Annotated in this window: 19 protein-coding genes; 6 read left to right on the plus strand and 13 right to left on the minus strand. The window is 65.8% G+C overall.

Annotated features, from left to right (window positions below; all coding sequences use genetic code 11):
* Window positions 1-222: 222 nt before the first annotated feature.
* Window positions 223-990 carry a GntR family transcriptional regulator gene (locus G8760_RS25665; protein ID WP_166355700.1) on the minus strand — a complete coding sequence of 256 codons (768 nt, stop codon included), beginning with the start codon at window positions 988-990 and terminating at the stop codon, window positions 223-225.
* Window positions 987-2,036 carry an adenosine deaminase gene (add, locus tag G8760_RS25670; RefSeq protein ID WP_166355701.1) on the minus strand — a complete coding sequence of 350 codons (1,050 nt, stop codon included), beginning with the start codon at window positions 2,034-2,036 and terminating at the stop codon, window positions 987-989. Before add ends, G8760_RS25665 begins: the two co-directional genes overlap by 4 nt.
* 147 nt (window positions 2,037-2,183) lie before the next feature.
* Between add and G8760_RS25675 the strand changes: the two genes are divergently transcribed.
* The 5 genes from G8760_RS25675 to rbsD all read left to right on the plus strand — a co-directional run bounded on the left by G8760_RS25675 (window position 2,184) and on the right by rbsD (window position 7,342).
* A complete protein-coding gene (locus G8760_RS25675) occupies window positions 2,184-3,275 on the plus strand; it encodes a LacI family DNA-binding transcriptional regulator (RefSeq protein WP_207782727.1) in 1,092 nt (363 codons plus the stop codon).
* Window positions 3,272-4,783 (plus strand): sugar ABC transporter ATP-binding protein, encoded by a 1,512-nt coding sequence (locus G8760_RS25680; protein WP_211199012.1) that lies wholly within the window; start codon window positions 3,272-3,274, stop codon window positions 4,781-4,783. The genes G8760_RS25675 and G8760_RS25680 overlap by 4 nt, the downstream gene beginning before the upstream one ends.
* Complete coding sequence (locus G8760_RS25685) at window positions 4,783-5,784, plus strand: ABC transporter permease (protein ID WP_166355702.1); 1,002 nt, start codon at window positions 4,783-4,785, stop codon at window positions 5,782-5,784. The genes G8760_RS25680 and G8760_RS25685 overlap by 1 nt, the downstream gene beginning before the upstream one ends.
* 89 nt (window positions 5,785-5,873) lie before the next feature.
* Window positions 5,874-6,839 (plus strand): substrate-binding domain-containing protein, encoded by a 966-nt coding sequence (locus G8760_RS25690; RefSeq protein ID WP_166355703.1) that lies wholly within the window; start codon window positions 5,874-5,876, stop codon window positions 6,837-6,839.
* Between the two features lie 95 nt (window positions 6,840-6,934).
* Complete coding sequence (gene rbsD / locus G8760_RS25695; protein ID WP_166355704.1) at window positions 6,935-7,342, plus strand: D-ribose pyranase; 408 nt, start codon at window positions 6,935-6,937, stop codon at window positions 7,340-7,342.
* 91 nt (window positions 7,343-7,433) lie between these two features.
* On the opposite strand, the gene G8760_RS25700 is transcribed toward rbsD, so the two are convergent.
* The 5 genes from G8760_RS25700 to G8760_RS25720 form a co-directional block, all read right to left on the minus strand.
* Complete coding sequence (locus G8760_RS25700) at window positions 7,434-9,959, minus strand: glycoside hydrolase family 3 C-terminal domain-containing protein (RefSeq protein WP_166355705.1); 2,526 nt, start codon at window positions 9,957-9,959, stop codon at window positions 7,434-7,436.
* Between the two features lie 38 nt (window positions 9,960-9,997).
* Window positions 9,998-11,635, minus strand: a complete 1,638-nt coding sequence (locus G8760_RS25705; protein ID WP_166355706.1) for an FAD-dependent oxidoreductase — start codon at window positions 11,633-11,635, stop codon at window positions 9,998-10,000.
* Between the two features lie 113 nt (window positions 11,636-11,748).
* Window positions 11,749-13,428, minus strand: coding sequence for an extracellular solute-binding protein (locus G8760_RS25710; protein WP_166355707.1), 1,680 nt, complete (start codon window positions 13,426-13,428; stop codon window positions 11,749-11,751).
* 238 nt (window positions 13,429-13,666) lie between these two features.
* A complete protein-coding gene (locus G8760_RS25715; RefSeq protein ID WP_166355708.1) occupies window positions 13,667-14,677 on the minus strand; it encodes a carbohydrate ABC transporter permease in 1,011 nt (336 codons plus the stop codon).
* Window positions 14,678-14,681: 4 nt separating this feature from the next.
* Entirely contained in the window at window positions 14,682-15,662 is a 981-nt protein-coding gene (locus tag G8760_RS25720) for an ABC transporter permease (RefSeq protein ID WP_207782728.1), read from the minus strand.
* A gap of 228 nt (window positions 15,663-15,890) precedes the next feature.
* Here G8760_RS25720 and G8760_RS25725 point away from each other — a divergent pair, with 228 nt between their 5' ends.
* On the plus strand, window positions 15,891-16,943 hold the full coding sequence (locus tag G8760_RS25725) for a LacI family DNA-binding transcriptional regulator (RefSeq protein ID WP_166355709.1): 1,053 nt from the start codon (window positions 15,891-15,893) through the stop codon (window positions 16,941-16,943).
* Window positions 16,944-17,009: 66 nt separating this feature from the next.
* On the opposite strand, the gene G8760_RS25730 is transcribed toward G8760_RS25725, so the two are convergent.
* The 6 genes from G8760_RS25730 to G8760_RS25755 form a co-directional block, all read right to left on the minus strand.
* Window positions 17,010-18,227, minus strand: coding sequence for a CehA/McbA family metallohydrolase (locus G8760_RS25730; RefSeq protein ID WP_166355710.1), 1,218 nt, complete (start codon window positions 18,225-18,227; stop codon window positions 17,010-17,012).
* A complete protein-coding gene (locus G8760_RS25735; protein WP_166355711.1) occupies window positions 18,206-18,961 on the minus strand; it encodes an HAD family hydrolase in 756 nt (251 codons plus the stop codon). Before G8760_RS25735 ends, G8760_RS25730 begins: the two co-directional genes overlap by 22 nt.
* Before the next feature lie 33 nt (window positions 18,962-18,994).
* Window positions 18,995-20,116 carry an ABC transporter ATP-binding protein gene (locus G8760_RS25740; RefSeq protein ID WP_166355712.1) on the minus strand — a complete coding sequence of 374 codons (1,122 nt, stop codon included), beginning with the start codon at window positions 20,114-20,116 and terminating at the stop codon, window positions 18,995-18,997.
* Window positions 20,113-20,970 carry an ABC transporter permease subunit gene (locus tag G8760_RS25745; RefSeq protein ID WP_166355785.1) on the minus strand — a complete coding sequence of 286 codons (858 nt, stop codon included), beginning with the start codon at window positions 20,968-20,970 and terminating at the stop codon, window positions 20,113-20,115. Before G8760_RS25745 ends, G8760_RS25740 begins: the two co-directional genes overlap by 4 nt.
* Before the next feature lie 5 nt (window positions 20,971-20,975).
* Window positions 20,976-22,034 (minus strand): carbohydrate ABC transporter permease, encoded by a 1,059-nt coding sequence (locus tag G8760_RS25750; RefSeq protein ID WP_207782730.1) that lies wholly within the window; start codon window positions 22,032-22,034, stop codon window positions 20,976-20,978.
* A 65-nt stretch (window positions 22,035-22,099) separates the two neighbouring features.
* Complete coding sequence (locus tag G8760_RS25755; protein WP_166355713.1) at window positions 22,100-23,515, minus strand: extracellular solute-binding protein; 1,416 nt, start codon at window positions 23,513-23,515, stop codon at window positions 22,100-22,102.
* Window positions 23,516-23,655: the final 140 nt, after the last annotated feature.

The following is a 23,655-nucleotide window of genomic DNA, read 5'->3' on the forward strand; positions in this document are numbered from 1 at the left end:
GCTACCAACCCAGCGCCCAACCCCGCTACGACCTACGCGGCCACCGCGAACCCCAACCCACATGACACACTCAAACCGTCAGCGATGTCCCGAGACACACCCGTCAGCGATGTCCCGAGACACCACAGCGCTGTCACGCGCTTTCAGCACACCTGATCGCCCCGGAGTAAACGATCAGGCGTCAAAACGGAGATCAGGTGCACACCGGGGGAGGGCGCTGGGTCAAGGCGCTGGTAGTAGTCCGGAATTGACCCGAGTCAGGGCTAGGCCGATTCCGTAACCGGCCACGATGATCAGGCGGTAACAGTTGATGGGAACCCGGTCGTTGTTGTACGCGGTCCCCGCCAGCGTCAGGGCAGGGGAGCCGGCGGCCACTCCGCATAGCTCGGCGGTCCGTTCGTCCAGCAGCGCCGGCTCCACCCGTTGCAGGCTTTCCATGACCCGGTGACCGGCGGTAGCCATGGCGTCGCCGATGGTGGGGCTGGCGGCCAGGATCTCCGGCGTGATGTCGTGTGCCACCCAGGCGGGTAGGACGTCGCTGGCCAGGCCATAGACGACTCCGTCCCGGCGCCGAACTGCGTCGTAGCGCACCAGTTCGGCGCCTTCGGACACCCGCAGCGCGGTGGCGAGAGCGTCGTCGGCGGTGACGGACCGGTGGCTCCGGTGCGATTCGTCCACGTGCAGTGCTTCGTCGTCGAGATCGTCGAGGAAGCCCGAATAGACCGGGCCGGAGCGTGGGGTCAGCGGCTGAACCGGTAGGACGTCGGCGACGTAACTTCCCGAACCCGTTCGGCTCGTCACGTATCCGGAGTCACGCAGCGCCGCGATGGCCTGCCGGAGGGTACTCCGGCTGACGCCGAGGCTGGCGGCCAGCCGTTCCTCACCGGGCAGCCGGCTACCGGGGGGCAGCGCACCAGACAGGATACGCCCCTTCAGCGATGCCGCGATCCTGCTGTATAGCGGGCGGTCCGGGCCCGGCGGCCGCGTCATCGGTGAGAGCCCGGTCCGGCTACCGGCGGCACCTCGGCGAGTTCGTGTCGGATCCGGGCCTTGGTGGCCTCAGGAGCGTAGGAGACGTCGAGCGCGTCCAGCTGCGTGGCGATCAGCGCCTCGGTGGTGAAGCCGTGTATTTGATGGGCAAGGAGCAGCTCGTCGACGAGTGTGGTCTGGAAGTAGGCGGGGTCGTCGGTGTTGATCGTGATGCGCAGACCTTCCGCGGCCAGCTGCCCGAGTGGGTGTTCGCCCGGACTCGCTGCCAGCTTGAGTGCGACGTTCGACGTCGGCGCGACCTCGAGCGGAATCCGATGCTGGCGTAGGTACGCGACGAGTTCCGGGTCGGCCAGGCATTGGACTCCATGCCCGATCCGGGACGCCTGCAGCGACCACAGCGCTCCCCAGATGCTGGCCGGTCCGACGGTCTCACCGGCGTGTGGCAACGACGCCAGTCCGGCCGCCCGGGCGCGGGCGAACGACGTCTCGAACAGTTCCGGTGGATAGCCGTCCTCGATACCGCCGAGGCCGAGCCCGACGACGCCCTCCGGTGCGGTATGGCCGAGCAGGTATTCGATCGTCGCCTCTGACGCCGGGTCCTCGCTCTCCCGGGCGATATCGCAGACCCAGGCCAGTTCGACGCCATGGTCGGTGAATGCGCGCCGGCGCCCTTCGTTCAACCCGTCGCGGTACTCCTCCGCGGCGACGCCTCGTCGCTGGTGGGTTATTGGTGTGGAGGTGACCTCGGCGTAGCGCACGTTCTGGCGGGCAAGTTCGGCGCCGAGCGCGGCGGTGGCGTCGGCGAAGTCCTCGGCGCTGCGTAGTACCGCGAGACCGGTGAAGAACAGCCGGGCGAAGTCGTCGAAGCTGCCGAACTGGTACAGGCCGGTGAGCTCCTCGGCGGAGCTGGCGCCGACGTCGACACCATTGCGTTCGGCCAGGTGAAGCATGGTGGGTGGCCGTAGTGAACCCTCCAGGTGGAGGTGGAGCTCGACCTTCGGAAGTGTGGTGAGCCAAGGGATGAGCGCGGCAGGCGAATACGTCACCTGTCTTGTTTACCATACAGGTCGCGTCGGGGAAACGGTTGTTTCCGGGGGGTTGCGCTGCGGTGAACGAAGCGTCACTATGGGCATCAACACGTATTGCCAACTCGTGTTGATAGGCCATATGCACTGGACTTAGGAGCTGCCGTCGTGGTTGTGCGCCGAGCCGACGTGGCGAAGATGGCCGGAACGTCGCCCGCGGTGGTGAGTTATGTGCTCAACGGCGGCCCACGCAGCGTGGCACCGGAGACCAGAGCCCGGGTGCTGGCGGCCGTCGAGGCTTTGGACTATCGGCCCAACGGCGTCGCGCGCTCGTTGCGCATGAACAAGACCATGACCCTCGGCCTTGTGGTCCCGGACACGTCCAACCCCTACTTCGCCGAACTCGCCCGCTCCATCGAGGAGTCGGCCTTTGCGCACGGCTACACACTCCTGATCGGCAACGGCGCGGAGGACGACGAGCGGCAGACCGCCTACGTGCGCACCTTCCTCCAGCGCCAGGTGGACGGGCTGTTCCTCGTTCCGGCCCACGGTCCCGCCGGCTTCCTACCCGAACTGGAGCGGGCCCAGACACCGTGGATCGCACTCGACCGGCAGGTCGCGGGTGCGTCGGCGCCCGCCGTGCTCGTCGACAACCGCGGTGGTGCGCGGGCGGCCACCGAGCACCTGCTGGAGCACGGCCGTCGCGCCATCACCTGCATCGCTGGACCTGAGGACGTGCTGCCCGCCACCGACCGGGTGGCCGGCTGGCGAGACGCTATGCGCGCCGCCGGGTTACCCGTGGACGGTGACGCTCTGTGGCAGATCCCGTTCGGCCGCCAGCCCGGATACGCCGTCGCGCGTCGGGTGCTGGCCAGCGCATCGTCCGGTTCGATCGACGCGTTCTTTACGGCCAGCGACGAGCAGGCGCTCGGGGTGCTGCGGGCGGTCACCGAACTCGGCCTGCGGTGCCCAGAAGACGTCGCCATCACCTCGTTCGACGGAATCGCGGCAGGGGCCTACGCCACACCCGCGCTGACCACCATGGCGCAGCCGTTCGCCGACCTGGGCAAGGCGGCGATGGCACAGCTATTAGAACGGATCGCGGACCCGGAAGCGGCCGTCAGCGCCGCGGTCCTGCCGGTTGAGCTGGTGGCCCGTGGTTCCTGCGGCTGCCCAGACCCGCCTGGCGGAGAACTCAGAGCGGGGCCACTAGCCGGTGAGAAGCGGCTGGCCGGTGAGAAACAGGAGGAGGAGCGGTGAGCGTGTTGTCGGAGAGCCGGGCATCAGCCGCTGGTATCGGGTTGGTCTGCCGGGGGCTCACCAAGACCTTCCCTGGGGTGCGCGCCTTGGACGGCGTCGACCTCGAGGTCCGATACGGCCAGGTCGAGGTGGTGCTGGGAGAGAACGGCGCCGGTAAGTCCACCCTGATGAAGATCTTGTCCGGCGCACATGCCGCCGATGCCGGCTCGATGACACTCGACGGTGCGCCGTACCGGCCGGACACCCCACGTGCGGCCATCGCCTCCGGTGTTGTCATGATCCACCAGGAGATGAACCTCGTCCCGGATTTGTCGGTGGCGGAGAACATCTTCCTCGGCCGTCAGCACCAGCGCAACGGGCGCATCCAGTACGGGGAGATGAATCGGGCGGCCGCTGAACTAACCCGCAGGGTCGGCCTGACCGCGGACGTCAGCACTCCGGTATCGCGGCTGTCGGTGGCGGCGCAGCAACAGGTCGAGATCGCCAAGGCGTTGTCCCTGGATGCGCGGATCCTGATCCTGGACGAACCCACCGCCGCACTGGGCGCCGCCGAGTCAGAGCGGCTGTTCGAAATCATCGACGAACTGCGGGCCGACGGTGTCGGCTTCGTGTACATCACTCACCGGCTGCGCGAGGTGGCCCGAGTGGGGGACCGCGTCGTCGTGATGCGCGACGGCCAGCGGGTGGCTGGTTGGGACCGGGCCGACGTCGAGATCGACGAGCTGGTCGAGGCCATGGTGGACCGCACCGTCGACCAGGTGTACCCGGAACCGCGCGAGCCGGACGACGGTGAACTGCTCCGGGTCGACGGTCTCGGCCGCGAGGGCGCGTTCAGCGACGTGTCGTTCACCGTACGTCCGGGGGAGATCTTGGGCATCGCCGGGCTGGTGGGCGCGGGCCGCACGGAGCTGGCGCGGGCACTGTTCGGTGCGGAACCGGCCGACCGCGGGCGGATCGTCGTCGACGGCCGGGAGATGCGCATCCGGGCGCCAGTCGATGCTATCTCGGCAGGGATCGTGCTGGTGCCGGAGGACCGCAAGGCCCAGGGCCTAGTGCTGGGTATGTCGGTGCAGGACAACATCGCCCTGCCGTCGCTGAAGGACGTGGCGCAGGGCGGGGTGGTACGACGCTCAGGCGTCAAACGCCTGGTGGACGAGCTGGCTCGCCGCCTCGATCTGCGCGGCCAGCCGGGCCAGGCCGCCGGCACCCTGTCGGGCGGCAACCAGCAGAAGGCGGCCATCGCCAAATGGATCCCGAAGAATCCGCGGGTCGTGATCTTCGACGAGCCGACCCGTGGGGTGGACGTCGGGGCGAAGGTCTCGATCTATCGCCTCATCGACGAGCTCAGCCGGAATGGCGTGGGCGTCATCGTCATCTCCTCGGAGCTGTCCGAGGTACTCGGGCTGGCCCGCCGGGTGCTCGTGCTCTCGCACGGTCACCAGACCGGGCTGCTGGAACGTGAAGAAGCAACGGAGGAACGAGTCATGACATTGGCGGTGAGTGGCTGATGTCGGCCACAACACAGGAGCCGGAGGCACCGGCGCGAGACAACTCGGCTCCGGCCTGGCGGGCAGTGTTCGACCGCTTCGGGTCCAGCGGGCCGCTATTGGGCCTTTTGGTCCTGGTGGTTGTCCTGACCGTCATGTCGGACGCCTTCCTGACCGTGAACAACCTCGTCAACGTGTTCCAGCAGATCTCGGTCCTGGCCATCCTGGCGTTGGGTATGACGGCAGTGATCATCACGGCCGGGATCGACCTGTCGGTCGGGTCGGTGGTGGGCCTGTCCGGAGTGGTGGCCGGCTGGACATTTGTTGAGGCTGAGCTGCCAATGGTGATCGCGTTTCTGGCGGGCCTCGCGGTTGGAGCACTGGCCGGGTTCATCAGCGGGCTCATGATCACCGTCGGGAAACTCCCGCCGTTCATCGCTACGCTGGCGATGCTGTCCATGGCGCGTGGCCTGGCGCTGGTTATCTCCGACGGCCGGCCGATCTCCGGGTATCCGGACTGGTTCCGCGACATCACCCGGTATCAGATCTTCGGCCTGGTGCCACCGTCGGTCCTCCTGGTGGTCGCGCTGTTCGTGCTCGGCTCCGCCTACCTGCGCTACCGGCCATCGGGGCGAGCGCTCTACGCCATCGGCGGCAACGAAGAGGTCGCCCGGCTGTCCGGCCTCAAGGTCAACCTGGAGAAACTGAAGGTCTACACCGCGGCCGGGGCTCTGGCCGGGCTGGGCGGACTGATCCTGATGTCCCGGCTCGACTCGGCGCAGCCGACCGCCGCGACCGGCATGGAGCTGGACGTGATCGCCGCCGTGGTGATCGGTGGCGCGAGCCTCGCCGGCGGGCGAGGGAGTATGTCCGGCACCCTTGTCGGCGCGCTGATCATCGGGGTGTTGCGCAACGGGCTCAATCTGCTCGACGTCTCCGCGTTCTGGCAACAAGTGATCATCGGTGCGGTGATCGCCATCGCGGTGATGACCGACACCCTCCGTCGCCGGTCGAAACGGTGACCACGTCGTCGGTGATCGTGGGCTGACTTACTCACACGTGCCGTTGTCAGCGGCAATTCATCGAGAACATCAACAAAGGAGTTTCGGAGATGAGAAGAACCCTGATCCCAGTCCTGGCCGTCACCGCGATCGTGCTGGCGGCGTGCGGGGGCGACGACGGGAACGGCGGCAGCGACGACGGCAACGGTGGTGGCGACGGCGGGTCCGGTAGCGACGTGACGATCGGCCTGGCCGTCTCCACCCTCGAGAACCCGTTCTTCGTTACCCTGCGCGACGGCGCGGAGGACGTCGCCAGCGAAGCTGGAGCTGAGCTGCTGGTCTCCGACGCCCGCGACGACGCGCAATCGCAGGCCAACCACGTGCAGGACTTCATCACCCGCGACGTCGACGTCCTGATCGTCAACCCGGTCGACACCGCGGCGATCGTGCCGTCGATCGAAGCCGCCAACGATGCGGGTATCCCGGTGGTGACGGTGGACCGCGGCTCCGACGGAGGCGAGATCGCCGCCCACATCGCCAGCGACAACGTCCTGGGCGGCCGGCTGGCCGGGGAGTTCCTGTTCGAGCAGATCGGCGGCTCGGGTGACGTCGCACAGCTCGAGGGGATCGCGGGGACGTCGGCCGCGCGGGACCGTGGTGCCGGGTTCCAGGAGGCACTCGACGCCGCCTCCGGGATCAGCCTGGCCAGCAGCCAGGCGGCGAACTTCAGCCGTGACGAGGGGCTCACCGTGGCCGAGAACGTGTTGCAGGCCAACTCCGGTCTGGCCGGTGTCTTCGCGCAGAACGACGAGATGGCGCTGGGTGCCGTGGAGGCCGCCCGGTCGGCGGGGATCCTCGACGACCTGGTGATCGTCGGCTTCGACGCCACCGACGACGCGCTGGCCGCGATCCAGGCCGGTGAGATGGACGCGACCGTGGCGCAGCTTCCGGACGAGATGGGTGCGGCCGCCGTCGAGGTAGCGCTCACCATCGCCGACGGTGGTGACGTCGAGGCCGAACAGGGCGTCGACGTGCAGCTCGTGACCTCGGACAACGTCGCCGACTTCACCGGGTGACCACCCCACCCCACCCGCCCCCGCCCCGCTGATCATTGGCTTTTGGCTACCGGATCCGGTAGCCAAAAGCCAATGATCATGGAAGGTACTGAGATATGAAGAAGACGGGGATCCTGCATCCGGCGCTGTCTGCGTTGGTTTCCTCAATGGGGCACGGCGACACCCTCTGTATCGCCGACGCCGGACTGCCGGTTCCGCCCGGCGTCGACCGGATCGATCTGGCCTTTGCCGCAGGCCAGCCCGCGTTTATCAACGTGGTTGACGCGGTCTTGACCGAACTACGAGTGGAGGGCTACACCCTGGCCGACGAAGCACTGAAGCAGTGCCCGGAGTTGGTCGCCCACCTACGCGAGCGGATGTCTGGCGTGGAGGAGACCCGCGTGCCGCACGAGTTGCTCAAGGAGCAGACCCGACACGTGCGCGCAGTAGTCCGCACCGGCGAGTTCACCCCCTATGCGAACGTGCTCCTACACAGCGGCGTCGCCTTCCCCGTCACCGCGTGACTTCCCCTCTCACCCCGGTGATCATGAACAGTTTGGGTCGTATATGGATCGGTAGTGTTCATGATCATGGGGTTGGGGATGGTGCTGGTGGTTAGTGGAGGTGGATGTGGGTTTGGTGGGGTAGGTGGTTGATGTGGGTGCCGAGGTGGATGGTGTAGGTGCCGGGTTCGGTGTGCCAGCCGTTGTTCCAGTGCGCGAACGTCCGCGCGGGTACCGCGATCGTGGCCGACTCCTCGGTCCCGGCATCTGCTCGTATGACGGCGTGTCCGGCCAACCATCTTCGTGGGCGGTCGATCGTGGTGTCCTCACGGGACAAATAGAGCTGAGCGACGTACTTGCCGTCCCGGTGCCCGGTATTGCGTACCGTGATGGCCACTTCCAAGTCCTGCCCAACGCTAGCCGTCTGCGGCACCTTCAGGTCCGTCACCTCCCAGGTGGTGTAGCCCAGGCCGTAGCCGAAGGGGTAGGCGGGTTTGGTGCCGGTTTTCAGCCAGGCGCGGTAGCCGACGTGGATGCCGGCGGTGTTGTAGTCTGCGGCGCCGTCGGCGGGGTTGGTGGATAGTAGGGGGACGTCGGTTTCGGTGGCCGGCCAGGTGGTGGGTAGCCGCCCGCCGGGTTCAACGATGCCGAGCAGGACGTCGGCGAGGGCGTGGCCGAGTTCTTGCCCACCGAACCAGGCCAGCACGACCGCGGCGACCTCATTCCGCCAGGGCATCAGCACCGGCGCGCCGGTGTTGACGACGACCACGGTGTGGGGGTTGGCGGCCGCGACCGCGGACACGAGTTCGTCCTGGCCGTCGGCGAGCGCGAGGGTGCTGCGGTCATACCCTTCGCTTTCCTCGGCGTCGCTGGTCCCGACCACGACAACCGCGACCTCGGCGTCGCGGGCGGTCTGGACCGCGTGAGCGAGTTCTTCTTCCGGTGTTCTGGTGGCTTGATCGATCCCGATGGTCAGCGAGTACGGCCCTGGCGCCGCACCACGGGCGGCAACGTCCATCCTGACCAGCAGTTCCACCGCCCGGCCGGCTACCACCTCGACCGGGGCGCTGACCGGCCGCGGCACCAACGGACGCCCCTGCTCCCCTTCCTCCCCGGCAGGGTGGGGTAGTCCGGCATCGATGACGGTGGCACCGTCCACCGCGACGGTGACCGGGTCCCTCGTCGCGACCCCCAACTGGACCGTGCCGGTGCTGGTGGGCAGGTAGCGGGTGCTGGCCTCGACCCTGACAACACCGGGCCGGGAGCGGATATCCAACGCCGCGATGTCCGTGCTGCGGCGGTTCTCACTGACCACCTCCTGGCCGTCAGCGTCCAGGAACCGCACCCGGACCCCCGGCCCACCCGTCACCGGATCAACCAACGACTCCGGGTCCACCGGCGCGATCCGGCCATGCCCGACCGCGGCACCCAGAGCCCACTCAACCCGCACCCCCGGCAACGCCGCACGAAACCCCTGCAACGGCGACACCACCCGACCAGGCGCCACCCGCGCGCTCCCACCACCCTGAGTACGCGGCACCAACGCATGATTCCCGATCACCGCAACCGAAGCCAACCCTGAGGCGTCCCACGGCAGCTCACCCCCCTCGTTGCGGACCAGCACCATCCCATCAGCAGCAACCTCACGAGCCACCACCACACCATCCACACCCACCGATGATGGTGCCCGCGATACCGCGTCTACCGGGGTCGCCGGCGATGTTCGGCCCGTTGGGGGTTGGGCGCCGTCCAGGGCCCCGACCCGTCCGGCCAGCCGCAGCAACCGGGTCACTTTCTCATCGATCACGTCCTCGTCGATCCGCCCGGCCCGCACCGCGTCCACCACCTGCGGCCCCCAGGTGCGATCCGGTCCCGGCATCTTCAGATCCAGCCGAGCCCTGGCGGCCGGCTCGACGCTGTACACCGCGCCCCAATCAGACACCACCACACCATCGAAGCCCCACTCCCCACACAACGGCTCAGCCAGCAGCGCATTCTCCGTCATTGGTGCACCGTTCACCCCGTTATACCCAGCCATCACCAACCACGGCCGCTCGGTGACAACCGTGTCCTCGAACGCCGCCAGGTAGACCTCCCGCAACACCCGCTCACCCGCCACCACATCAACCGTCTTGCGATCGGTCTCAAACTCATTCGCCACGTAATGCTTCGGACACGCACCCACCCCATGGTCCTGCACCCCCCGCACATACGCCGCAGACAACCACGACGTCAACACCGGATCCTCAGAAAACGCCTCAAAATGCCGCCCACCCAACGGGCTACGATGCAGGTTGATCGTCGGACCCAGCACCACGTGCGCACCCTTCAACCGCGCCTCACCCGCCAACACCACCCCATACCGATACGCCAACCCCGCATCCCACGTCGCACCCAACGCCGACCCCGACGGCAAACTCACACTCGGATCACGCTCATCCCACCCCGACCCACGCACCCCCGACGGCCCATCAGACAACACCACCTCGCCCAACCCCACCACCGGCTCGACATGCAACCGCCACTTATCGGCACCAACCAACAGCCGAACCTTCTGCTCCAAACTCAACCCCGCAACACGATCACGCAGCTCCTTATCATCGACGCTCTCTGCTGGCGGTGTACCTAACTGCGTCATCACTCAAACTCCAAACCCACTACGTGGTTGCGTAACCTCTAAGCCCGGTTCGCCTCGTCGAAGACGGAATCCGGCCAGGCGATCTCGACACCGAGGGTGTCGGTCAGCAACTGCTGGAAATCCGCTGTCCGATCAGGTGAGGAATAGACCTGCCGCGGTGTTGTGTCGTGACGCAGGCAGTACGCCGCGAGCGCGCCAGCTGCTTCGCCGATATTCCATTCGACGGGGTGCAGCCGGTAACACCCGTTGGTGATGTGTGTGGTGCCGATGTTCTTGTTCGCCGGGAGTAGGTTCTCGACCCGTTGAGGGATCAGGGCACCAAGCGGGATCTGAAACGGGTAGCTGCTGATATCCACGTACGTCCGTGGGCCGTTCTCACCACCGGTACTGGGGTGAAGGTCGATCCGGTATCGGCCTACTCCGACGGAGTCCCGATACCGCTCTGAACGCGCCGACAACCCCAGCTCGTGGCGGGCTTGGACGCCGACGTGTTGCTCGGTGACGGTGAACGCTGCCTGGATCCGTCGGGATTCTCGGATGTAGGGGCGCATCGCCAGTTCATGAGTTGTGCCAAGCACGTCACCACGGGGACGCAGCCCGGGATAACCCGTACCTCCGTCATAGCGCGGCGCCTCTGTCTGCATCCAGTACAGGAACGAAAGGCTCAACTGCCGGGAGGCTTCTATATGGTGGTTCTTTTCCTCCTCGCTTACTCCAACCAGCGGGCCGAGCCAGTAGTCAAGCTGCGGCCAATTCACGAGGGTGATGTCACTGCTGTAACGGCCGGGCTCAAAGTTCCGCACCGATAGGATCCGCCGGAACCGCCACAACAGTCCCTTCGTGTTACTGCCTAGGTGCGTGTCGACGTCGGTCAGAACACCACGGGTACGTTTCTCCAGAGTGGGCGGGACAACGTCGTCCCAGGACAGATGCCGGCCGGGCCAGAAGTCGGCCTGGTACTGCGACCAGAACTCGTACTGCTCCGGTTTGGTTATGGTGAAGTCCGCCTCGGGTTGATAGTCCATTGCGAAACACCACGAGAAAGCCTGTTGGTCCAGCGGCTGCGCGGTCCCAACCAACGCGTGCGGCTCCCCGGTGTCGGCCTGGCTCTCCGCGCCGGTGACGTGCTCAACTTTGCCAAGATCCAGCAAATCGCCTAACTCAGTCGCGTCCAGCACGTACGTGGCCTCGACCGTCACCTCGTCGCCGGTCTCATCATCAACGAAGGTCACCGCCCGAACCGTGTCGCCGACACCCAGCTCTGTCGATACCGGACGATGTCGTATGAGCACCTGAAGCTCTCCGCCCGCGCGGTATGGAGCCAGCATCTCGTCAATCGCCGCCACCGCCACCCGAGGCTCGTGGCACAGTCGGCTCACGCCACCCTGGCCGGGATCCAACAAGGCGAGTGTCGCCGCGGTCTCATTCAACGGATAGTTTCGCCGGTAGTAGCTGCGGATTCCCTCCCGCAGCCGGCGATACGAGCGGGTGCAGCCGAATCGTTCAATCCACCCGTGCTCGTCGGGCGGCACTCCTTGGGAAGTCAGCTGGCCGCCCAGCCAGGGGCTCTCCTCCGTCACCACCACCCGGTTGCCTAGCCGGGCAATGGTCAGCGCTGCCGCAACACCCCCAAGACCGCCACCTACCACGAGGACGTCGACGTTTTGCTCTCGCACGAAATTCCTTTCACCTGGATGCTGTCCGATGCATCAGCTTCGGAACGACGCCGTACCCGGCGGATCGCCAACGTATGTGGATTACTGCCGGGTCGCGCTCCACAACCGATCGGTCAGCTGTTCACACGTTCCTCGAACGCCACTTCATATTCACCTCGGGCGTCATCGCCTCCGGAGTTGCGCCAGGTGTCGATGACCTGGTCCCAGTCGGTGATTGGGCGGCGGCCTTGGATGATCTCGTTGATCGCGTCGCTGACTGGTGCGTTGAATGCTTGACCGCTGCGGTCTTCGGTTTCGCTGTAGAGTCCTGCCGTCGGGTTGGATATCCCGTTCGGGACGACCTGCTTTTGGTGGTGATAGAACCGCTCGGCCACCTGCGGGTATGCGGGATCGAAGACCGGGACGGGGGGACGCACCACCAAGTCCACGGGGGTGCGTTCGGTGCCCAGCTTGTCGGTCGGGTCAGGGACGCCCTGGTTGTCGTCCCAGGTGTGGTGTTCGTCTTCGACGCCGAAGTTGAGGTAGAGGTATTCCTCGGTGCCGAACGGCGCGGCGAGCCAGTTGAGGATGCGCAGCAGTTCCCGGGTCCGGTCCTCGTCGAGGCCCTGTTTGATCGCGGTGAGTCGATAGACTCCGGTGCCGTGAACCACGGGTGCGTACCCGCCGCCGTCGGCTAGTGGTGGTGCCATGAATGTGAGGTCCAGGCCGGGGACCTCGTCGGCGAGTACTGAGCGGTAATGCAGGCCACCTTCGGCCATCATCGCGACGCCACCGCTGCGGAACAGTTGTGAATGGTTGGCACCGGCGAATGAGTCCGGGTGGAATATCCCGGCCTCCCACAACCGAGCTGTGTATTCCAACGCCGCCTTGAACTCTTCGGTTTCCCACGCGTTGACGAAAGCCCCACCATCCGCGCTCCATCCCACCGGAGCCTCGAACATGCGGGTAATGAAGTTGTTCAAGATTGCTGTCGGTTGGGCTAACGCGTAGGTGTTCGCGCGGTCATCGGTTAGACCCTGGCACAGTTCGAAGAACTCTTCGGCGTCGGCTGGGTCGCCGTTGAGGGCTTTGGCGTCGACGATGTCCTGGCGCACGTGCATGTTGTTCGGCGCCCGCAGATTCAGCATCGGCACGGCGTAGATGCCGTTGTTGTAGATGCAGTGTTCCCAGGCGTAGGGGTGCAGGTTCGCCAGGTTCGGATATTCCAGTACCGCGTCACCGGACAGGTATTCGGTGAGGTCGGTGAAGGTGGCTTCGAGCATGTCGGGAAGCCTGGGTGTGGTCGGCGCCACCTGGACCAGGTCGGGCAGGTCACCACCGGCGATAGAGGACTGGAACGTGGTCGGGTAGTCGCTCATCGGCATCATGTTCAACTGCAGCTCAACACCGAGGCGCTCGTTCAACCCTTGCCAATGTGCGTTACGTCCCATCGCCGGTGGGACCGTTGTGGTGATCCCGAACATCGCCCGGACCACACCCCCACTGCCGGGCGGGCCATCAGTTGACGGGTTCGCCGGGCGCGGGTAGGAGAAGTACGCATCCGGAACCCCGTGCTCATCACCCGGTAGATCCGGCTCGATCCCATCAAAACGCTGATACGTGGGCAACACCACCCGCCCACCACCGTCCGGTGTCTGACCATTCCCACCCGGACCACCAGTAGCCGAACCCGCATCGTCGCTTCCGGAGTCGCCACCACAGGCCACCAACCCCGTGCCGACCACCGCGGACAGCCCGATACCAGACCCGAGCTGGAGGAACCGCCGTCGTCCCATGTCACGCTGCATCATCATCGTCAAACAACCCTTTCTACGAAAACAAACGAGTGAACTCAGATGTCGCGGATAGGGCCAGAGCCCTTATCCGTGCCACCTTCGCTGAATCAACACAATTAGCTACGAGATGAAGAACTGTTCAGGCAGGCAATCAATAGGGGATGAGAGATTACGTGAACTTGTTTTATGCGAGCTTCGGTTATGCCTCGGTTCCCAATCGGCAGGTGGGATGTGTTTCGAGGCGATCTTTGATCGTTTAGCCTTTGACGGCGCCGATGACGACGCCTTTGGCGAAGTGTTTTTGGAGGAATGGGTAGACGAGGCAGATCGGGACGAGGGAGACGACGAGGATGGCCATTTGGAGGGATTGTTGGGGTGGGACGACGTCGCCGGGGAGGTCGACGCCGATGGCGGTGTTGTCGACGACGTAGGTTCTGAGGACGAGTTGGAGGGGCCATTTTTCGGTGGAGTTGATGTAGAGGACGGCGTTGAAGAATGCGTTCCAGTAGGTGACGGCGTTGAACAGGGCGATGACCGCGATGGCTGCTTTGGACAGTGGCAGCATGATGGACACGAGGATGCGTAGTTCGGAGGCGCCGTCGATGCGGGCGGCTTCGACGATTTCTTTGGGTGTTTCGAGGAAGAACGCGCGCATGATGATGATCTGAAACGCGGAGGTGAGCGTGGGGAGGATGAGGGCCCAGTAGGAGTCGATGAGGCCGAGTTGGCGGATGAGGAGGTAGTTGGGGATCATGCCGGCGTTGAACAGCATGGTGAATAGCACCAGCAGCAGGATGGGTTTGTGGCCCCAGGTTCCTGGGCGGGATAGGGAGTAGGCGAGCAGCGCGACCACGGTGACCGACAGCCCGGACCCGACCAGGGTGATCCCGATGGAGACCAGGGTGGCGCGGGTGACCACGCCGCCGCGGAAGATCGCTTCGTAGGCGTAGAAGGACGGGTTGTCCGGCCAGAGCACGTACCCTCCGGCGGCGCTGATCTGGGCCTGGTCGGCCAGGCTGGTGGAGATCACCGCGAGGAACGGGATGATCACCACCGCGCAGCACAGGAACAGCACGATCCCTTTGACGCCACGCACAACCGGGTTGGGGGGTTTGGCGCCGTTGATCGCTTGCAGCCGTTTCTGCCGGGACACTCCCGGCAGCAGTTTCGCCGGCGCGCCGCTGCGGCGGCCGCGGCGGTTGCCGCCGCCACTGCTAGGGGTAGGGGTGTCTGGTCCGGGTGTGGTCGTCGTGGTGAGATCAGCCATGGGGTTAGAGGTCCTTCTTCGATGAGTAGATCCCGCGTTCACCGAACAGATGCGCCACTTTGTTCGCGCCCAGCACCAGAACGGTGCCGACCAGGCCTTTGACCAGGCCGACCGCGGCTGAGGTGCCCCAGTTGCCGCCCACGATCCCGCGGTTGTACACGTAGGTGTCCAACACTTCGGAGGCTTGCAGGCCGACGGGTCCTTGTTGCAGGAAGATCTGTTCGAACCCGACGGTGAGCACATCGCCGAGTTTCAGGATGAGCAGCAGGATGATCACCGGGCGGATCGCGGGCAGGGTGACATGCCAGAGCTGGCGTATCCGCCCGCCCCCGTCCACGGCGACCGACTCGAACAGTTCGATATCGACGCGGGAGATCGCGGCGAGGAAGATGATGGTGCCCCAGCCGGCGTCTTTCCAGATCACCTGCGAGGTGATCAACGCGATGAACAGGTCCGGGTCACCGATGACGTTGACCTCGAAGAAATCGTTCGCCCTCGCCCAGGTGTTGTACAACCCGGCGTTGCCCAGCATGTGCTGGAACAACGCGACCACGATCACCCAGGACATGAAGTGCGGCAGATACAGGATCGATTGGACCGTGCGTTTGATCCGCTCGCTCAACAACGAGTTCATCAACAACGCCAGCGCGATCGGGATCGGGAACACGAACACGATCTGCACAAACGAGATGATCAACGTGTTCGTCAACGCGTTCACGAACGCCGGATCACCATTAAAGATGATCGCGAAGTTGTCCAGCCCCACCCACGGAGACTCCACAATCCCCAGATACGGCTGATAATCCTTGAACGCGATCACATTCCCCAGCAACGGCACATACTGGAACAACAACACCAACAACACACCAGGGAGCCCCAGCAACAGCAGAAACCGATCACGCCGAAACCGCTGCCACCTCGACATCGGCCGCAACACCGGACGGCGATCTGGCTCGGCGAGGTCGACCTCGGTGTCTTGAGCCATACGTGCTCCTGATCGGTAGTGGGCTTGAAAGTTGATTATCTATTGCATTTAATGACGCGCGTCATGGCGAGACGCTACTGGGTGGCGATGGTTGGCGTCAATACCCAAACTGCAACCATCCCTACTTGGGGTGAATGTCTTGGGGGTCGCCTGAACGTCTGGGTGGGGTCGTCCAATATGGCGCGCGTCATGATGTGCCTCCGATGATCCCGGTGATATGGTGCTCACGTGCCTGACGTTCCGCCCGGAAAACGTCGGCGTCGCGCCACCCAAGCCGACGTCGCAAAGTTGGCCGGGGTCTCCCGTAGTGTTGTCTCTACCGTCATTAACGGCCCCGCCGCGAAGGGCAGCACCGGCGTGGGCCCGGAAGCTGCTGCCCGGGTGTGGGCGGCGATCCGGGAGGTCGGTTATGTCCCCAACATCGCCGCTCAGAACCTGGCTCACGGCCGGAGCAAACTGGTCGGCGTATTCACCTACGAAGCCATCTTCCCGGTCGAGAGCATCAGCTTCTACCATCAGTTCCTGATCGGGATCGAGCAGGAGGCCGACGCGCTCGGCTACAACCTCCTGATGTTCACCTCGAGTCGTACGTCGGATGGCCGACGGGCGATCTACCTCGACGGCAGTAACTCCCTGCAGCTCGCCGATGGTGCCATCATCCTCGGTGGTCATAAGCGTCGAGACGAGCTCGCAAGGCTAGCTACTGATGGTTTCCCGTTCGTTATCGTCGGACGACGTGAGATCCCGGGCACGCAGGTTTCTTACGTGGCCGCGGACTACGCATCCGGCATCCACCGGGCGGTGCAGGCGCTTGTAGAGCGTGGACACCGGCGCATCGCGATGACCAACAGCAGATCACAGACCGAAGCGGCGCAGGATCGCCGTCGCGGTTTCGAGCGAGCCGTGCGGTCCTTCAAGCTGGCCCCGCCGGACACCCCAGTCTTGACCGAACGCAACCCCAACTTGCTCGGGGAAATCGAGAAACGCCAGATCACCGCGGTGCTCACCGAGTCAAGCGGCGAGGCTCGTAATGTGTGCTACCAAGCCCGGCAAGCAGGCTGGGACATTCCAGCTCAGCTCTCCGTCGTCAGCCTCGGCGGCTTGCCCGGGGGGACACATCACACTGATGTCGTCGCCGAACTCTCGATACCACGGCGCGACATGGGGCGTGAGTCCGTTCGCATACTGGCCGACGTTATCGCCGATCCTGATGGGCCGCCCATCCAGAAAACCCTCGACTGCCACCTGGATCTCAGCCATACCGTTGCCCCAGCTCCCTAGGGTGGTACGGGTGCGCAACGTGTCCACATCGTGGAGGCGATCAGGTGCGGAACGTGCGCACCCTGGTCAGGGGGTGATGGCGACCACTGCGGCGTCAGGGGTCTCCAGGCGGTAGGGGCCGTCGGCGGCGCGGAACCGCACCACGTCGCCGTGCACGGGGCGGCGGTGGCCGAACCGGTCGGTCAGGAGGGTGCCGTCGCCGCCGACGGCCACCAACTCGTCGTCCACACGCATAAGCACCGGGGCGTCGAAGGCCGACGTGACCGCGACCCGGCCGTGCCGCAGCCCGTCCAGCACCAGCTCGCCCGGCGCAGGGCCTTCGGCGTCGAATCCGGACTCCACGGCTACCCAGGTGACCGGAACCCCAAGCGGGCGACCATCGGCCGGGTTGTGGAAGTCGCTGCCGCTGATCGGCACGGTGTCCCAGCCCCAGGCGTTCCACCAGGCCAGCGGTCCGGTCCAGCGGGTATCGAGCCAGGACCAGTGCCAGATCTCGGCGAGCGGCGGGCGTCGGGTCAGCGGGTGGCTCCAGGCGAAGTCGCCCATCAGCGGGTGGTTGATGGACAGCAACCCGCCGGCCGATTCCACGTGTGACACCCAAAGCTCAGCGGGCTGACGGAAGTCGACCCAGGGAATCGAGCCGAAGGCGTTGGCATGCCCACGGTCGGTGGTGACCTCCTGACCGGGCAGCAAAGTCACGCCGAAGTTCCGGCCGATCTCCGCTAGGCCGGCGAAATGGCTGACGGTGTTGTGGTCGGTGACGGCCAGCACGTCGAGACCGACGTCAACGGCGAGCGCGGCCAGCTCGGCCCGACCGAAGGAGCCATCGGAATGCAGGGTGTGTGCATGGAAATCGCAGGCCAGCCACGTCAGGCCAGAGTCGGCGGGTAGGTCGCGCCGGGGCCGACGCTCGGGTACGGGCGGTGGTGCTGGCTCGGTCTCCGCGGGCCCCGTCGCTGGCAGGTCGATCTCGACGACGACGTCGATGCCGGCGGCGGGAACCCGGTGCAGCCCCAGCAGCACGGCCCAGACCCCGGCGTCCACCGGCCCCGGCAGGTAACCGGGGGTGGCTTCGGCAGAGCCGACGACGTACCGGGACCTCGCGCCACCGGACCAGCCGCGGAAGCCGTGCGGATCCAGACATCCGAGATCAACCACCCCGTGATCGCGGTTATAGGAGAGCCTGACCTCGATCGACGGTGTCCCGGGCGGCACCTCGAACGGCAGCTCCAGGTACGGCGAGGCGGCACGGTCCTCAGGGGTCAGGGTTCGCGTGATACGCATGCACCCTCCATGATCGCGGGAAGATCCTGTAGATCGGACAGCACGGGTCGGCGGTTGTCGCGCAGCGTGGCGTCCGGCCTGTCGCCAGGCCCGTCGCGGTCGATCAGGTAGGCCCGCATGCCCAAGGCGGCCGCTGCCGCCACGTTCGCTGTCACGTCGTCCACGAATACCACGTCAGCGGGGTCGAGTGCGGCCCGTTCGAGCGCGATCTCGTAGATCTCCTGGCCCGGCTTCTCCGACCCGACGACGGCGGAGATGACGAACGGGTCGAACAGCTGGCGCAGCCCCATGTCGCGGTAGCGCAGCTCCAGCGACGGCCCAGCGTTGGAGACAATACCCATCCGAACACCGGAGGCGGCTAGCGTCCGCAGCACGGCCCGGGTGTCGTCGTAGGGCTCCTGGTCCAGCTCGTACACCGCCGCCTCGGCGAGGGAGTACACCAGGTCTTCGGGAGCGTCGTCGTACAAGACCGCCAGGACGATCCGGTAGAAGCCGACGTACACCCCCACCTCGTCGTCGACGGTCGGGATGGCCTGATGGCTCGCGAGATGCCCGGCTCCGGCGTCGTGGGCGGACCGGATCTGATCGGCGCCGGGAAGCAGGCGGCCCGACGCCTCGATCAGTTCGGCGAAGCGAGGTTTGGGCCACCAGTCATCACCCAGCGGCCGGGCCAGGGTGCCGCCGGAGTCGAAGAACACCGCGGCGGCCGCCCCCCGCCCATGATCATGAACCATTTGCCGTGCCATAGCCCGGATAAGTGTTCATGATCATGGGGAGAGGGGGGAGCCGGTCACGGCCGCCGACGCCACTTCCAGCCGGGGCGATCCGACCAGCCCGCCGTCGCCGGCGCGGTACAGCAGCGTGTGCTCCTGCGGGGCGGCCAGCCGGATCCGGTCGCCCACCTGCGGGGGAGTCCGGGTAGTCGCCTGCACGGAGACACCGTCGCGTTCCACCGTGACGAGGTGTTCGATGCCGAGGAGCTCGACGACGGCGACCTCACCCTCGAACGACGCCCCGGGGTCGGTGGTGATCTCGGTGTGCTCGGGCCGGAACCCCAGCACCACCTCCTCGCCCTCGGTGACGTGTGGCGCGGCCGCGGCCGGCAGCGGGAACCGGGTTCCCTTGATGTCGATGTCGCCGTCGCGGACCACACCGGGCACCAGGTTCATCGGGGTCGATCCGATAAACGACGCCACGAACAGCGACGCCGGCCGCTCGTACACCACGGCCGGGGTGTCCAGCTGGCGGATGTGCCCCAACTCCATCACCGCGATCCGGTCGGCCAGCGCGAGCGCCTCCGACTGGTCATGGGTGACGTAGATGGTGGTGATCCCGAGTTCCTTCTGCAGCCGTTTGAGGAACGTGCGGGCCTCCAGCCGCAGCCGGGCGTCCAGGTTGGACAACGGCTCGTCGAACAGGAACAGGTTCGCGTGATACGCCACGGCCCGGGCCAACGCGACCCGCTGCTGCTGACCACCCGACAGCTGCCCCGGGCGCCGTTCCAGCAGCTTCTCCAACTGGAGGTTCGACGCCGCCTCGGCCGCTGTCTTGCGCCGCTCTTCCTTGCCGACCTTGCGGACTTTCAGCGGATAGGCGACGTTGTCGACGACGGTCATGTGCGGGTACAGGGCGTAGTCCTGGAACACCATGGCGACGTTGCGTTTGCCGGATGGCACCTTGGTGACGTCGCGGTCGTCGATCAGGATCTGTCCCGACGTCGCGTTCTCCAGACCGGCGATGGTCCGCAGCATGGTTGTCTTGCCACAACCGGACGGGCCCAGCAGGGCGAAGAACTCGCCTGCCCCGATGGTCAGGTCGATCCCGTCGAGGGCGCGGACACCGCCGGGGAACTCCTTGACGAGGGAGCTGAGGGTGACACTCGCCGTCATCGTTTGATTCCTCCGTGGAAGCGGAAGCCGTAGCGGGCATTCACGAACAGATACATCAGCACCACCGGGATCGAGTAGAGGAAGGCGAAGGCGGACACCAGGCTCAGATCCGGGCGGCCGGTCTCGTCGTAGAAGTTGTAGATCACCACCGCGGCGGGATACAGGTCGGCGCTGCGTAGCAGGATGAACGGGGTGAGGAAGTCACCCCAGATGTTCACCAGCGCCCACACCGCGATCACGGCCAGGCCGGGCCGCACGACCGGTACGACGATGTCCTTGAGGACTTGGATCGACGATGCCCCGGCCACCTGCGCCGACTCCTCGTAGCTGCGTGGCACCGAGTCCATGAAGTCTTTGAGGATGAACAGCGCCGTCGGGAGCATGCCGCCGGTCAGGATGAGCACCACACCGGTGTGGGTGTTGATCAGCCCGATCTCGTAGATGAGCAGGAACGTCGGCACCATGGTCGCCGTGCCGCTCACCACGGCCGAGAACAACATCAACATGTACAGCAGCAGGTTGCGGCCCGGAATCCGCACCCTGGACAGCGCGTAGCCGGCGAACGCCGCCGACACCACCACACACCCGGTGGCGACCACCGCCAGGACCAGCGAGTTGCGTAGCGACGTCACCGCCCGCGGGTTCTCGAACACACCCTTGAAGTTGTCGAGGGTGAACGACGGCCAGGCCACGTTCAGGCCGGGCGACGCGTCGAAGGGTGCGGTCAGCAGCCACAACATGGGCACCGCGAAGAACAACCCGATCAGCACGGCGAAGAGGTAGAGCCCGATCCGGGAGAGCAACGCCTTGACCGTGGCCATCGGGTCGGTTTCGTCGATCCGGATGGAGGACATGAGTCTCATGACTTCTTCCTCCTGTCGCGCAGCACCCGGAAGTAGACCAGCGCGATGATCAGGTTGATCACCAGCATGACCGCCGATACCGCGGAGCCGAAGCCGAAGTCACCCTGGCCGAAACCGACCCGGTAGACGTAGATGGCCAGCACCTCGGTCTGGTAGTTGGGGCCGCCACCGGTCAGCAGGAACGGCGTGAACAGGTTGAACGTCCACATACTGACCAGCAGGGCGGTGGTCAGCATGTGACCCCGCACGGCCGGGAACACGATGTCGCGCAGCGTCTGCCAGGTGGACGCACCAGAAACCTTGGCGGTTTCCAGGTGCGACGGCGGCAGGGTGTTGAGCGCGGCGTCGAAAAGCAACATGGCGAAGGCGGTGCCGCGCCAGATGTTGAAGACGATGATGGCCAGCAGCGGCTGCCGGAGCAGCCACTCGGTGGTCACGTCACCCGGGATAAGCGAGTTGAGCGTGCCGCCCTCGCCGTCGAGGAAGGCCCGCCACAGGAAGGCCACGACCGAGCCCGGGATGATCCACGACATGATCACCAGGACTTCGATGGTCCGCCGGGTCCAGCCGCGCCACCGCCGGAACAGCCAGGCGAGGGTGAAACCGAGCCCCATTTGGCCGACGACGCCGGAGAACGCCATGAAGATCAGCGTGATCCACAATGAGCTGGTGAACAGGGGATCTTCCAGGGCCCGCGTGAAGTTGTCGGTGCCGACGAACTCCGGCTCGCGGGCCGCGGTGCCGGTGACCCGGTAGTTCGTCAGGCCCAAGTACAGCGCCCACACCGCGGGGAACATCATGAAGACGCCGATGAGTCCCAGAGCGGGGGCGACGAAGCCGATCGCGGTCGGCTTGTTGATCACCGCTACCTCGGCTGTCGCGTCGGCTTTGGGGCGCGGTTCGGGTTCGGGAACGGACGTGGTGCCCTCGTCGGCGAGGACGGGCTGGACGCTGCCACCACCGGCAGGGCTTGGCTGTCCGCCGTCGCTGCCGGTGGGTACGTCATGTCCGGGCGCCGCCGCGTCGTCGCGGCGGCGCCCGTCGTCGGCCGTCATATGGCGGTCCTTCGCAGGACAGCCGGATCAGTTGGCGGAGTTCGCATGGTCGTCGGGATTGCCGTTCACTCGCCGGAGACGTTGTCGGCGCCGACGATTCCCTCGAGGTTGGAGTGGAACTCCTGCGCCGCCGAGTCGACGTCGGAGCGCCCAGCGATGACGTTCTCCACCATCCGCTGGATCGCCTCGGAGACCTGCGGGTACTCCTCGAAGCCGGGGCGGTACCAGGTGAGCGGCAGCACTTCCTCGGCGACGAAGGACTGCATGGGGTCTTCGGCGATGCCGACCTCGTTGACGTCTTCTCGTGCGGTGATCCGGGGTTCACGTTCCACCCAGTCGAGCTGAGCTTCGTAGGAACCCATAAACGACAGCAGCTCCCAGGCCTCCAGCGGGTGCTCGGTGTTCGGGTTAATGACCCGGCCGGTGCCGCCGGACGCCGAGACGAAGTCCTGGCCGTTGATGCCCGCGCCGGGCTGCTGCGCGGGGATCAGCGCCCAGCCGACGAGGTCTTCGCGGCCGTCGATCGGGAAACCGCCGTCGGGGTTGATGACACCACGCCAGAGGTAGTCGCTCTCGATCATGATGGCGAGGTTGCCGTCGGCGAACGCCTCGAACGAGCGGTCCCGGCCATCGGTGACCAGCTGCATGTCGGAGTCGGCGAGGCCCTCGTCGAAGACGGTGGAGTAGAACTCCAGGGTCTCGCGGAGCTGTGGGGTGTCGCCTTGCCAGCTGCCGTCGGCGTAGAGGTCGCCACCAGCGCCGAGCAGGATCGGGATGAAACCTTGCAGGGTGGTGGCTTCCTCCATGTTGACGCCGGCGTTGAGCTGCATCGGAATGACGTCGGGAAGCTCGGACTGGATGGTGCGGGCGGCGTCGAGGATCTCGTCCCACGATGTCGGCTGCCAGTCGGTGGGCAGACCGGCCTGCTCGAACAGGTCGGTGCGGAAGAACAGCACCCGCCCGTCGGTGCCGAGCGGGATGCCGTACTGCTGGCCGTCGACGGCCAGCGACCCACTGACTGCCTCGGGGATTTGATCCCAGCCTTCCCAGTCGTTGACGATGTCGCCGACGACGGTCTCCAGGGGTTCGATCAGGCCACCGGCGGCGAACTCGGCGGTCCAAAACTGGTCGAAGGACGTGATGTCCGGCCCTTCACCGACCGAGAGGTCGAGGGCGAGTTGGGTTTTGTAGTCGTCCACCCCGCCTTCGATGTGTTCGACGGTGACCTCACGGCCTTCCGCGGCCATCGCGGCCTCGAATTCAGGGATGACGTAGTCCTCGATCCACACGGCGACGACGTCCGGGCGTACGGCATTGTGCGAGATGGTCAGGTGGACGGGATCGTCCGAGGGCTCGGGCGCCTCCTGGGCGGCGCCGTCGTCGTCGGACGGGTCGCTGTCATCACCGCCGCAAGCGGCGAGGACAAGTACGGAAGCGAAGATCGCAGCAGCAAATCGACTACCTCTGAGGTAGGTCTTCATTCATCCTCCAGCCAGCACAGCGGGCCAACTACGGTCGGCCTACACCGGTCATGTGGCTGTCAGCATGTCATGACCTTTTAACTTGGTCTAGACCTCGAAGTAACTTTGGCGGAACTGTGATCGAACACAGGTGCGCTGCT

The sequence above is a fragment of the Phytoactinopolyspora limicola genome (assembly GCF_011320225.1).
Taxonomy (GTDB): Bacteria; Actinomycetota; Actinomycetes; order Jiangellales; family Jiangellaceae; genus Phytoactinopolyspora; species Phytoactinopolyspora limicola.